Raw genomic sequence first — 12,903 nt, forward strand, 5'->3', positions numbered from 1 at the left:
CCGCAGGGAGCGTCTTTTGCCGTTCCGGCGTGCTCAGGCTGAGCTCAGACCGGTTCGCGGACGTTTAGCGATGGAAGTCATTTCTGGGGCTCCCTCAGAGGTCACCCCTACGACAAAATACTGACCTTCTTTTCGCTCAAGCCGCTATTTATTTCATCTCTACCTGATAAAAAATATGCTTACCGAAGGGATCGACTTCGTAACCGCTCACCTCTTTGCGCACCGGTTCGAAAATGGTTGAGTGCGCAATCATCACCGCTGGGGCCTGGTCGTGCATGATCTGCTGCGCCTCCCGGTACATCGCCACGCGCTTGTCGTGATCCTGCTCGGCGCGCGCTTTGCTAATCAGCTGGTCAAAGGGCTGGTAGCACCACTTCGACGAGTTTGACCCACCGTTGGCCGAAGTACAGCTGAACAGCGGACCGAAGAAGTTATCGGGATCGCCGGTCGCGGTGGTCCAGCCCATCAGCGCGGCCTGGTGTTCGCCGTTTTTCACCCGTTTGAGGTACTCCCCCCATTCGAAGCTGACGATATTCGCTTTGATGCCCACTTTCGCCCAGTCAGCCTGGATCATTTCGGCCATGCGTCGCGCGTTCGGGTTATAAGGGCGCTGCACCGGCATCGCCCACAGGTCAATGCTGGTGCCAGGGGCTATTCCGGCTTCTTTCAGCAATGCCTTGGCTTTTTCTACGTCGTAATCGTAATCCTTCAGGTCCTGGTCAGCACTCCACACCCCCGGCGGCAGCAGATTTTTCGCTGCGGTGCCGGTGCCCTGGAATACCGCTTCGATAATCGCCGGTTTGTTGATCGCCATACTCAGCGCCTGGCGCACTTTGACGTTATCCAGCGGGGCTTTCTGGGTGTTAAACGCGAGGAAACCGGTGTTGAGCCCGGCCTTCTGCATCAGAGTGATATTTTTGTCTTCGCCCAGTCGCTTAAGGTCGGCAGGGTTTGGGAATGGCATCACCTGGCATTCGTTTTTCTCCAGCTTGGCAGCACGTACCGAGGCATCAGGGGTGATGCTGAATACCAGACGATCCAGTTTCGCTTTGCCCTGCCAGTAGTCCGGGAAGGCACGGTACAGAATGCGCGCGTCCTTCTGGTACTGCACCAGCTCAAATGGCCCGGTGCCGATAGGGTCGCGGTCCACTTTCTCCGGCGTGCCGGCCTTTAGCATCGCATCGGCATATTCGGCGGAGAGGATCGAAGCAAAATACCAGCCGAGATCGGCGAGGAATGGCGCCTCGGCATGGGCCAGCGTAAAGCGCACGGTGTGGTCGTCCACCTTCTCAATTTTTTGCAGCAGCGTGCCAAACTCCAGGCTTTCAAAGTTGGTGTAGCTGCCGTTAGAGACGTTGTGATACGGGTTAGCCGGATCTTTCTGCCGCATAAACGAGAAGATAACGTCGTCGGCGTTGAAATCGCGCGTCGGCTTATAGCTTTTACTGCTGTGGAACTTGACGCCTTTGCGCAGGTGGAAGGTATAAACCTTGCCGTCCGGGCTGATATCCCAGCTCTCGGCGAGGCTCGGGATCAGGTCGGTGGTACCCGGTGTGAAATCCACCAGGCGGTTATAAATCGGCACCGCGCTGGCATCCACGCTGGTGCCGGAGGTGTACAGCTGAGGGTTAAAGTTTTCCGGCGACCCTTCCGAACAGAACACCAGCGTTTTTGCCGCTGCCCCAGAGGCCACGGTGAGCGCCAGAGCCGCCAGTACCGTGCGTAATACCACTTTCTTCATCTCCATCCTCGCTTTTTATTTGACTTTGTCAGGGGGTGATGCGTAAAACAAAAAGATATCTGTTTAATAAATAACACGATTGGCAACTCTACAGAACCTTTATAGTTCGCGACAAATAAGGAAACGTTATGACCGACAACCTGGCGAGCCAGCTGACTCAGCGTTTTTATCGTTATCTGGCCGTTACCAGCCAGAGTGATGCCGCAGCAACCGTGCTGCCGAGCACGCCGGAACAGCATCAGATGGCGCAAATGCTGGCTGACGAGCTGCGCCAGCTCGGGCTGGAAAAGGTGGTGATTGATGAGTTTGCTACCGTTACCGCCGTTAAGCCCGGCAACCGCCCTGATGCGCCGCGCATTGGCTTTATCACCCATATCGATACCGTCGACGTCGGGCTGTCACCGCATATTCATCCGCAGACGCTGCGCTATGAGGGTGAGGATCTGTGCCTGAACCAAGCGCAGGATATCTGGCTGCGCAGCGCGGAACACCCGGAGATCCGCGCCTATCATGGCCAGGAAATCATCTTCAGCGACGGCACCAGCGTGCTCGGCGCCGACAATAAAGCGGCGGTCACGGTGGTGATGACGCTGATGGAAAACCTGAATGCGCAGCACGCCCACGGCGATATCGTGGTGGCGTTTGTGCCGGATGAAGAGATCGGCCTGCGCGGTGCGAAGGCGCTGGATTTAAAAGCCCGTTTTGACGTCGATTTTGCCTACACTATCGACTGCTGCGAGCTGGGCGAAGTGGTTTATGAGAACTTTAACGCCGCTGCCGCTGAAATCCGCCTGACCGGTGTAACAGCACACCCGATGTCGGGCAAAGGGGTGCTGGTCAATCCGCTGCTGATGGCGTGGGACTTTATCAGCCACTTCGACCGTCAGCAGACACCGGAGCATACCGAGGGGCGCGAAGGCTACACCTGGTTTAACGACATGCAGGCCAACGCCAGCGAGACGCGTCTGAAGGCTTCAATTCGTGATTTTGACCTCGCCAGTTTTGCCGCACGCAAACAGCAGATGCATGACGTGGCGGAGAAAATCCGTCAGGCCTACCCAACCGGAAAAGTTGAAGTCAGCATCAGCGATACCTACAGCAATATCAGCAATGCCATTGGCGACGATCGCCGCCCGATCGAACTGATCTTTGAGGCGATGAAGCAGTTAGAGATTGAACCGAAGGTGATCCCAATGCGCGGCGGCACCGATGGCGCTGCACTGTCGGCCAAGGGTCTGTTAACGCCGAACTTCTTTACCGGGGCGCATAACTTCCACTCGAAATTTGAGTTCCTGCCGATCCCGTCGTTTGTGAAATCTTACCTGCTGGCAGAGAAAATTTGCCTGCTGGCAGCGGAGTGATAGTCGGCGGAAAGAAATACGGTCGAGGCATGCCTCGACCCTACGATCCGTAGCCGGTCGGGTATCCAGCAACATTATCAAAGGGGGCGGGCATGCCCGACCCGCTTCACATTACTGCTCGAAGACATACACGCGTATACGGTGCCCGTCCGGGTCACAGGCGGTAAAGGTATAGCCAAAGTCCATCTCCGTTGGCACCTGCAGGATCTCAATCCCCCACTGCTGCCACTGGCTGAAACAGTCATCTACTTCGCTACGGCTTGCTGCGGCCAGCACGATCTCTGCCTGGCTGCTGCCCGCGGCTACCGCCGGTTCTACCCCCGAGCGCGCCCATAATCCCAGTCGGCAGGCTGAGGGCAGCGCCAGCATGGCGAAAGTCTGGGATAGCTCGACCGGACTCACATTGAGAATTCGTTGGTAAAATTTAGCGCTACTTGCCGGATTAGTAACATAGAGGATGGTGAATTGAAGCGCGTTCATAGGGGTTCCCGTTTAGTTGATTCGACAGGAAGAGCCTAAGTCACCTTACTGACAGTTTTTGTCAGTAGCCAAAACCCTGGGCTTCAATCCCCTGCTGGGTGCGCCACTGCTTGACCAGTAAGGTGCGGGAACGGTGATAACGCTGCGAAGTGATCTGCATCTTAACAATGCGGTCGAGGCGGAAATGGCGAAAGTCCTGACGCAGTTCGCACCAGGCCGCCAGCAGCTGTACCTGATCAAAAAAACCAATCGCAATTGGCCATAGCGTGCGCTGTGATGCCACGCCCTGCAAATCCAGATAGTCGATCAGAATAATGCTCTGTTGGTCAATAGCCCGGCGCAGCGCGGCTACATCCAGGGCGATGATGCTGGCCGACGACGCCGGGCCGACCATCAGTGCAGAGAGTTCCAGCTTAGTACGCAGTGAATCCGGCAAAACATCAGCGATTTTGCTCAGCGCGGAGTGTGCCGCCGTGGACAGTTCGCTATCGGCTCGACGCGCCACCCAGCGCGAGCCCAGCACCAGTGCAGCGATTTCCTGCTCGCTGAACATCAGCGGCGGCAGGGTAAATCCCGGCCGCAGCACATAGCCCAGCCCGGCTTCACCGACAATATTGGCGCCCTGCTGCTGCAGCGTGGCAATGTCGCGATAAAGAGTGCGGCAGCTGACTGAAAGCTGGCTGGCAAGATGCTGCGCCGTCACCGGGAAACGATGATTACGCAGTATCTGCAGCAGGTCGAGCAGGCGTTGAGCGCGTGACATAGCCGGTGAATCAAAGGGGGCGGGCATGCCCGCCCCACCCTGATTATTTTACTGACACATCAATGCCGGGGAAGAACTTGGCAGCCAGCCTGGTGACGGTGCCGTCAGCCTGTACTTTAGCAATCGCCGCATCGAGATCCTGCTTCAGCTTAGCGTCGTCTTTACGCAGGCCAAAACCGATTCCCACGCCCAGCACCTGCTCATCCTCTACCGCTTTAACGGCGAAGCTGTAACCCTTGCCCTGCGGCTTGTCGAGGAAGCCGGACTGACCGGCAGCAGACATCACCAGCGTACCGTCGAGGCGGCCAGCATCCATGTCGTTGTACACCTGGTTCTGGTCCTGATAGGAGGTTACGGTCACCCCCTGCGGCTCCCAGTGCTTCTTAGCGAAGGTTTCCTGTACGGACCCTTGCAGCACGCCTACGCTTTTACCTTTCAGGCTCTCCACGGTTGGCTGCAGGCCAGAACCGGTTTTCACAATCAGCATGCTGGGAATACGGTAAATAGGCTTGGTGAAGCCGATGCTTTTCATGCGTGCTTCGGTGATATTCATCGCCGAGTTAATGGCATCAAACTTCTTCGCCGCCAGTGCCGGGATTAAGGCGTCAAAGCTGCTCTCAACCCAGCTGCACTTGAAGTTACCCGCCTGGCAAATGGCTTTGCCCAGCTCAATATCAAACCCTTCCAGCTCCCCGGAGGCATTGCGGCTTTCAAAAGGTGGATACTGTGATTCCAGCCCGTAGCGCAGCGTCTCCTGCGCCAGCGCGGACAAGGAACTCAACAGGCCTACCGCCACCAACAACGCGTTCAGCTTCTTCATGTACTTCCCCTCAAGTGTGATTAAGTTAGCGAGGCTTGACCTGGCAGAGTGCGCGTGCGCCCGCCTGCAAAGTGGCTTCGTCTTTTGCGAAAGAGAGACGGATTAATTTATTGTCGGTGCCATCGGTATAAAATGCCGACAGCGGAATGGTCGCCACACCATGATCAACAATCAGACGTTTTACCATTTCGCTGTCCGTCTCGTCACTGAAATCAGCATAGCTGGCCAACATAAAGAACGATCCCGCCGATGGCAGCAGCCTGAACGGCGAATCCTGCAGCAGCGTGGCTAAGGTGTCGCGCTTGCGCTGATAGAATTCGCACAGTGCCAGATAGTTAGCTGGCTGGCGCAGATAGTCGGCAAACGCTACCTGCATGGGGGTATCGGCGGAGAACATCATAAACTGATGCACTTTAACCACCTCCTCCATCAGCTGCGCCGGGGCTAACAGATAGCCGACGCGCCAGCCGGTCACGTGGAAAGTTTTACCGAAGGACGAGACAATCACGCTGCGCTGCGCCAGCTCCGGGTGGGTTGCCATGCCGTGATGCTTGCGGCCGTCAAACAGGATGTGCTCATACACTTCATCAGACAGCACCACGATATCGGTGTTGCGCGTCAGCGCTGCCAGCCGGTCGAGATCTTCGCGGCTCAGCACCTGTGAACTGGGGTTGTGCGGTGTGTTGATGATGATCATCCGCGTGCGCGAGGTGATCGCGGCGCTGACTTCCTCCCAGTTAATCGCAAACTCCGGCACCTGTAACTTCAGGCCAATGGCTTTCGCCCCCTGCAGGCGCACAATCGGCGCATAGCTGTCGAACGCGGGTTCAAAGAAGATCACCTCATCGCCCGCATGCACCAGCCCGGCAATCGCTGAGTAGAGCGCTTCGCTGGCGCTGGCAGTGATCAGCACTTCACTGCCCGCGTCATACTGCTGGCCGTAAAGCGTGTGGACTTTTTCCGCCAGCACGTCTCTCAGCGCGCCCAGCCCCGTCATCGGTGCATACTGGTTATGCCCCTGCTGCATGGCGCGGGTGACACCATCAACCAGCAGCGGGTCGCAAGGGAAGTTTGGTGCGCCCTGCGACAGGTTTATCGCGTTATGCTGCGCGGAGAGCTGGCCAATCACCGAGAAAATAGTGGTGCCAACATCGGGGAGTTTTGAGCGCTGCTGCACCGCTGAGGTGATGGTCATAGAAGCTCCAGTCGGAAGAAAAGTAATGATGCCAGTTCTACCTGGCGGCACTTGAGGCGACAAGCGAATTGTTGTCATAATAGCCATGACTTTTTAACATAGCTCAGAGAGCCTCTATGCCCCAGCGTCCGCTGCCGTTAAATGCCATTCATGCTTTTATCGTTGCTGCCCGTCACCTTAACCTGACGCGTGCGGCCAGCGAGCTGTGCATTACTCAGGGTGCGGTGAGCCGTAAAATTGCGGCGCTGGAAGCGTGGCTTGGTTTTACCCTGTTTGACCGCCACGCGCGCGGCCTGCATCTGACCCCGCAGGGGGCCAGCCTGTTGCCCGCGCTGCAAAGCGGCTATCAGCAGATGCACGACGCTGCGCAGCAGGCGAGCCGTCAGCACGCGGTGATCCGCCTGAAAGCCCCAACCTGTGCGATGCGCTGGCTGGTGCCAAAACTGGTGGCGCTGGAGAAGCAGCGCCCGGAACTGCATGTCTCCCTCACCACCACCGTTGAGCACAGCGGCCAGCTGGAAAATTTTGATGCCGCCATTGTTTACGGCAGCATGCCGCGCCACGGCGTGCTGCTGTTTGAAGAGGCATTAACTCCGGTGATGGCCGCCGCGCTGCTGCCCGAACCGGCCGTCACGCCCGCGTCGCTGGCCGCGATGACTTTTCTGCATCCCACCGCCGACAGCCGTGACTGGCAGCTCTGGCTCCAGGCCAACCGCCAGCCGCCGATCATGAAGCGTAACCAGCACTTTGCCACCATGGATCTGGCGATCAGTGCGGCCATTCAGGGGTTTGGCGTGACGGTGGCGGATGTGACGCTGATTGCGGAAGATCTGGCGATGCAGCGCCTGGTGGCGCCGTTTAGCGGCAGTGTGAAAACGGGGGCGGTTTACAGCCTGCTCCGCCGCCCGCCTGAGGAAGCGCCACCGCTGCTGGATGAGCTGGTGGCGTGGTTATCAGCGGGGAATTAGAACGCTACCCAGTCATCAGCGCCAGCCGCCGGGCTTTTTGCCAGGACAGGCGAAGGTGATGCGGCGCGCGCTGGCGATTTCAGCGCCGCACTTTTCACCGCAGGCTCGGTCGCCGACAGGCGGAATTTAGCCACCGACAGCGTCAGCTCTTCCGTCTGGCGCTCCAGCGCGCTGGCAGCGGCGGAGACCTGTTCAACCAGCGAGGCGTTCTGCTGGGTCACGCTGTCCATCTCGGAAATGGCGGTGCCGACCTGCGCAATGCCCTTACTCTGCTCTTCCGATGCCGAGGCGATCTGCTTCATGATCTCGGTCACTTCGCCTACCGAGTGCAGAATATCGTTCATGGTGCTGCCCGCCGCGTTCACCAGCTTCGACCCATCGTCAACCCGGCTGACCGAGTCGGCAATCAGGGTTTCAATCTCTTTGGCCGCGTTAGCACTGCGCTGCGCCAGGTTGCGCACTTCACTGGCTACCACGGCAAAACCGCGCCCCTGCTCACCGGCGCGTGCGGCTTCGACCGCAGCGTTAAGTGCCAGAATGTTGGTCTGAAAAGCAATGCTGTTAATCACCGTGGTAATTTCGGCAATCTTCTTCGAACTGCCGGCAATGCCTTCCATGGTGCTGACCACCTGACCCACCAGCTTGCCGCCTTTACCCGCGGTTGCTGAGGCGGTATCCGCCAGATCGCTGGCCTGACGCGCGTTATCGGCGTTGAACTTCACCGTAGCCGTGAGCTGCTCCATGCTGGCGGCAGTTTGCTCCAGCGCGGAGGCCTGCTCTTCGGTACGCGAAGAGAGATCGTTGTTACCCGAGGAGATCTCCGCTGCGCCGCGATAGATATTTTCGGTGCCGCTGCGAATTGAGCTGACCGCTTCGCGCAGGCTGTCCTGCATCGCGCGCAGTAAAGGCACCAGCTTGCCGACGCAGTTACGGCCAAAGTCATTCACCGGCTGGCTAAGGTCACCTTCAGCAATGACACGGAAGTGTTCGCGGATGGTGTCGAGCGGGCGCACCAGCATCACCACCAGATAGCGGTCGGTGAACAGTAAAATCAGCAGCCCGGCAATCACCGCCATCACCAGCACGCTTTTGGTGACGTTGGTCAGGTGATCGACGGTGATGCGCGTGTCATCCAGCTTGGCACCCGCCGCGCTGTTGAACTTTTCCACGCTGGCGCCAAATGCGCGGCTCAGCGCAGGCGTTACGCTGCTGGCCTGGCGGCGGAAATCATCAAGGCTGCCCTGCTTTGCCAGGTTCACCTGCGGAGCAACGCCCTCATCCAGCAGCTTCTGCCAGCTATCAATGGCACCCGCCGCATACTGGGCATCAAGCGGGCCGGGAGACTGTTTTTTAAAATCGGCCAGCAGCGTGGTCATGCTATCCAGCGCTTTCTGCACGGAGGCCATATCTTCTGGCTTTTTAGATTCGATGGCCCGCGACAGACGAGTAATCACCCGAAAATACTGGTCGTTACCCTTACTCAGCGTGGTCATCTGGCTTACCAGGTGACGGTCAACGTCGTTACCCTTTGCCAGCTGGTTCAGAGAATAGACGCTGTAGCCGCCAACGCCTCCCCAAAGCAGGCAAAACAGGCCGAGGATCCACAGCATAATGGCGCGGATCGTGTAGTTCTTTAATAAGTTCATAGGGACTCCGTAACCTGGTGATACCGAATAAAAGTGATGACATAAGTGGGCTATCAAGAGAGTTATCGGCAAATTACGAAGAAACAGTTAAGAAAAATACACGATTAATATTGTTGATTCCGCAGCCTGTTTTTAGTGCTGATGTAATATAAGTGATTGCTATGAAGCGATATTTAACTTTTTTAAGTTATTTAAAACACAGCAGTAATCATTAACTATTACCGCTGCGTGATTATTATTTAGTGTTTAAGATGGACAAGGGCCTTCATCAGCAGGCGGAAAACCTGCATGCGGCGGCGCATAAACCGTTTTTCAATATGGATATCGGCCAACCCGTCCTGACCGAAGCGCAGGGTAACATCCTGTGAAGGATGCCAGGCAGGCCAGCTCACCTCACCGCCGATCTGATGGGAAAACTCGGTGATATCGCGGGCAAAGCTTAGCCAGTATTCACTGACGCGCCGGGCGAACTGGTGGTCACCTGCGGTAAAGGCGCGATCGGCTTCGCCCGGCGGCATCTGCCCCAGCGTATTGAGAACGTACGGCACTTCATTGCCGTGCCAGGTGCCGTGCGGGTAGATATCGCGGGCATTTTCGGAAACATAATCGAAGTAGTAGCGCCAGCCCGGAATGCCAATGCGGTGCTGTGCCAGGGCCATAACATAGCCCAGGGTGGTGAAACTCATATCGCGCGCGACCTGGCGGCCCAGCTCAATGTCATCCCAGACGCCGGGATATAACAGCTTAATTAAGCGCAGCGTCAGGGGCTGATTGGCGCGCAGCCTGGCGATCACCTTCGCGGCATCGACACCAAAATAGTTCAGCACGCTGGCTTCATCACTGTTACTGCCAATTATCAGCGGCAGACGCTGCTGTTTGCCAGCATTGAATACGTTAAGCATTGGCTGAGGCAATACGCAGTCACCGCTGATGGCGACTGGCCCGGTTCCCAGCGAACTGTCCAGCGACCAGAAGGCTTCGGCGGGCAGCGCGCGCAGCTGTTCTGCCGTCGCTTCGCCAAGTGCAAAATGGCTGGCCAGCGCCTCGCCCTTCTTTAACGCTTCGGTACGGGGGACGTCAGGTAAAGAGTAAGCGCTCTGCGCAATGCCTTTGTGGAATAGACCCTGCGCCAGCGGCGAAGCAAACAGTGACAGGACGCTGCGGGCACCCGAGGATTCGCCCATCAGCGTGACATTGTGCGGGTTGCCGCCAAAGGCATGAATGTTACGTTGCACCCACTGCAGGGCGCTGATCTGGTCGAGCAAGGCGAAATTATTTATCACTTCACCTTTGGCGTACTCGCGGTCCAGCGCCGGATGGGCGAAGAAGCCCAGATGACCCAGGCGATAGTTGATCGTCACCACTACCGCGCCGCGCTGTGCCAGCGGTGCGCCAATGTACGGCGTCAGCCCACCTGAACCGACGGCGTAGCCGCCACCGTGGATCCACACCATCACCGGCAGCGGTGAAGATGGCTCGACATCGGGCGTCCAGACGTTGAGATATAAGCAATCTTCGCTGAAGGTGCCAGGGTCGCCTCCGCCAACGGCGAGGCAGTATTCGCGGCTTTGCCAGCTGGCAAAGCCCCATGCGCTGGCATCCTTTTCCCCTTCCCAGGGCGGGACCGGTTTCGGCGCTCTCCAGCGCAGCGGGCCGACGGGCGGAGCGGCGTAAGGGATCCCTTTAAAAACAAATACACCCTCTTCCACATTTCCTCGCAGACAGCCTTCTGCGGTATTAATCCGTAATAAACGATCGTTTCTCATTAGTTCATCCAAAACTGGCCTGCATTAATTATTTGCATGCGCAGGCAGAAAGTCCATAACGCCAGCTTATTTGCAGATTATGCTGATAGGTGATGAGTTTTTCACAATGCGATGATCCGCGGCTGCGATGCAGGATTTTTTGCCATAACGTTGAGGACCACTTTATGTTTTCCGCTATCAATAATGAATTTTCCCGCCTCGGCGACCATCCCGATTTGGGCAAGCTGGTGTTACGCGTTTCACTCGGGGCGCTGCTGCTGTTTCATGGAGTATTTAAGATCCAGCACGGCGTAGGCTGGATTGCACGCCTGCTGCACGCGCACGGCATCCCGGGGTTTGTCGCCTATGGCGCCTATTTCGGCGAGGTCGTTGCACCGGTGATGATTATCGTTGGCCTGCTGACCCGGCCGGCGGCGTTTGTTATCGCAGTCAATCTGGTGGTGGCAACGCTGCTGGTAAAAACCGGTGCGGTATGGGACAGAACCAGCGTTGGCGCATGGGCACTGGAAGGTGAAGCGCTCTATTTCTTCGGCGCGCTGGCGGTCATGTTTTTAGGGGCTGGCCGTTTTACCTTAGTGAAAAACAGCAGTTTGCAGTGATGTAAGGCGGGCTGACCGAAAAGAGGGTCAGCCCCACCGATTTATTGTGTCGCCCCAGGGTTAATCTGACCGCTGATAGCCATACAGATATTTCGCCACCAGCATCAGCGTGGTGAGCACCGCCGGAATGGCGAGGAATGAGAAGACATCGGTGATATTCCAGCCCATCGACAGCATCTGTGCCCCGGCAAAAGCGCTGAGGATAGCCCCGATACGACCAACGCCGTGCATCCAGCTGGAACCGGTCGCACGGGCGTGGGTGGGATAGTAGCTGGCGGATAATGCATTCATCCCGGTATTAGCACCGTTCAGGCAGAAGCCGCTGCAGAAAGCGATGGCGCTCAGCACCCATGCGTCCGGCGGAGCGTAGCCGATACAGACCGTGGCAATCGCACCGGTAAAATAGATAGCCGCCAGCGCCAGGTTGGCGTTAAAACGGTCCATCATCCAGCCCGCAAACAGTGACCCGACGGTCCCCCCCGCCTGGTACATCGCCGTAACCAGCGCTGCCTGCGTCACCGTCATTCCCACATCCTTCACCAGCGAGGGTAGCCAGGAGCCGATCAGATAGACGAGGAACAGCCCCATAAAGTAACTGCCCCACAGCATCATGCTGCCAAAAGCGTAGCGGCGCGATAACACCACTTTTATCGCCCCTTCACTGGCGACACTTTCACTGCGCGTAAAGCGGCTCTCATCGTTCACGCAGCCAGGATGCATCTTCTGCACAATGGCGCGGATCTCAGCGGCGGGTGCGTTGCGCGTCATCATAAAGCGCACCGATTCCGGCAGCCCGCGTAGCAGCAGAGGCACCAGCAACAGCGGCAGAACCCCACCCAGCACCAGCACCGCGTGCCAGCCAAAATTAGGGATCAGCCACGAGGCGGCAAACCCGCCGGTCGCCGCACCAAAGGTAAAGCCGCAGAACACCACGGTGATCAGGAAGGCGCGTTTGCGCTCCGGGGAGTATTCGGCCACCAGAGTACCGACATTAGGCATTGCTGCGCCCAGCCCAAGCCCGGTCAGGAAGCGAAACAGCATAATCTGGTCGAGGTTTTGCGAAAACGCGGTTGCCAGCGTCCACAGGCCGAAAAAGAAGACGCTGCTGATGATAATTACCCGGCGGCCAAAACGGTCTGCCAGCGGCCCGGCAAACATTGCCCCCAGCGCCAGACCGATCAGCGCAGCGCTGATCACCGCGCCAAGCTGGTGATTGGTCACGCCCCAGGCAGTTTTCAACGCAGGGGCGATAAAGCCCATCAGCGCGATATCCATACCATCCATGGCGACCACGGCAAAACTCAGGGCGATAATCCGTTTCTGATAGCGACTCAACGCCCCCTGATTAATCAACGCACGGATATCGATCGCTGCGCTACTGTCCACATCGCACTCCATAGCTGGCCTGGGTCAACCCCGCCAGATGATGTCGACTCGCTGAGGTTTGACTTAAAAAAGTGGCGGCTATCATAACGGATTGTTATGGAATTCTCCTGCCAGTTTTGTTCGTTTTTTCACGGTAATACGAACAAAAAGCCTGGTTAACCGCAAAAAGGCAGTGCGC

The 12,903-nt window shown here is 57.4% G+C and carries 11 protein-coding genes; 3 read left to right on the plus strand and 8 right to left on the minus strand.

Annotation, left to right across the window (positions count from 1 at the left end; all coding sequences use genetic code 11):
* Positions 1-148: 148 nt before the first annotated feature.
* Complete coding sequence (locus QLG07_RS06645) at positions 149-1,741, minus strand: ABC transporter substrate-binding protein (RefSeq protein ID WP_099754083.1); 1,593 nt, start codon at positions 1,739-1,741, stop codon at positions 149-151.
* Between the two features lie 128 nt (positions 1,742-1,869).
* Here QLG07_RS06645 and pepT point away from each other — a divergent pair, with 128 nt between their 5' ends.
* Positions 1,870-3,102: a peptidase T gene (pepT, locus tag QLG07_RS06650; RefSeq protein WP_048916036.1), complete on the plus strand. Its 1,233-nt coding sequence runs from the start codon at positions 1,870-1,872 to the stop codon at positions 3,100-3,102.
* A gap of 111 nt (positions 3,103-3,213) precedes the next feature.
* On the opposite strand, the gene QLG07_RS06655 is transcribed toward pepT, so the two are convergent.
* The 4 genes from QLG07_RS06655 to QLG07_RS06670 all read right to left on the minus strand — a co-directional run bounded on the left by QLG07_RS06655 (position 3,214) and on the right by QLG07_RS06670 (position 6,360).
* Positions 3,214-3,582 (minus strand): VOC family protein, encoded by a 369-nt coding sequence (locus tag QLG07_RS06655; protein ID WP_187496995.1) that lies wholly within the window; start codon positions 3,580-3,582, stop codon positions 3,214-3,216.
* Between the two features lie 61 nt (positions 3,583-3,643).
* Positions 3,644-4,345: a YafY family protein gene (locus QLG07_RS06660; RefSeq protein ID WP_048916042.1), complete on the minus strand. Its 702-nt coding sequence runs from the start codon at positions 4,343-4,345 to the stop codon at positions 3,644-3,646.
* 43 nt (positions 4,346-4,388) lie between these two features.
* Positions 4,389-5,165 carry a transporter substrate-binding domain-containing protein gene (locus QLG07_RS06665; protein WP_282468829.1) on the minus strand — a complete coding sequence of 259 codons (777 nt, stop codon included), beginning with the start codon at positions 5,163-5,165 and terminating at the stop codon, positions 4,389-4,391.
* Between the two features lie 25 nt (positions 5,166-5,190).
* Positions 5,191-6,360: a methionine aminotransferase gene (locus tag QLG07_RS06670; RefSeq protein ID WP_282468830.1), complete on the minus strand. Its 1,170-nt coding sequence runs from the start codon at positions 6,358-6,360 to the stop codon at positions 5,191-5,193.
* Between the two features lie 116 nt (positions 6,361-6,476).
* Here QLG07_RS06670 and QLG07_RS06675 point away from each other — a divergent pair, with 116 nt between their 5' ends.
* Complete coding sequence (locus QLG07_RS06675; RefSeq protein ID WP_133623698.1) at positions 6,477-7,328, plus strand: LysR family transcriptional regulator; 852 nt, start codon at positions 6,477-6,479, stop codon at positions 7,326-7,328.
* Here QLG07_RS06675 and QLG07_RS06680 read toward each other — a convergent pair.
* The gene (locus QLG07_RS06680) at positions 7,325-8,974 is read right to left on the minus strand and encodes a methyl-accepting chemotaxis protein (protein ID WP_282468831.1); all 1,650 of its coding nucleotides are present in this window, start codon (positions 8,972-8,974) and stop codon (positions 7,325-7,327) included. The genes QLG07_RS06675 and QLG07_RS06680 overlap by 4 nt on opposite strands.
* Before the next feature lie 239 nt (positions 8,975-9,213).
* A complete protein-coding gene (locus QLG07_RS06685) occupies positions 9,214-10,740 on the minus strand; it encodes a carboxylesterase/lipase family protein (RefSeq protein WP_282468832.1) in 1,527 nt (508 codons plus the stop codon).
* 164 nt (positions 10,741-10,904) lie between these two features.
* Between QLG07_RS06685 and QLG07_RS06690 the strand changes: the two genes are divergently transcribed.
* Positions 10,905-11,339: a DoxX family protein gene (locus tag QLG07_RS06690; RefSeq protein ID WP_282468833.1), complete on the plus strand. Its 435-nt coding sequence runs from the start codon at positions 10,905-10,907 to the stop codon at positions 11,337-11,339.
* A gap of 60 nt (positions 11,340-11,399) precedes the next feature.
* Here the strand turns inward: QLG07_RS06690 and QLG07_RS06695 are convergent, their stop codons facing one another.
* Positions 11,400-12,725, minus strand: coding sequence for an aromatic acid/H+ symport family MFS transporter (locus QLG07_RS06695; protein WP_282468834.1), 1,326 nt, complete (start codon positions 12,723-12,725; stop codon positions 11,400-11,402).
* Positions 12,726-12,903: the final 178 nt, after the last annotated feature.

It is taken from the genome of Erwinia sp. V90_4 (assembly GCF_029967685.1).
Classification (GTDB): Bacteria; Pseudomonadota; Gammaproteobacteria; order Enterobacterales; family Enterobacteriaceae; genus Erwinia; species Erwinia aphidicola.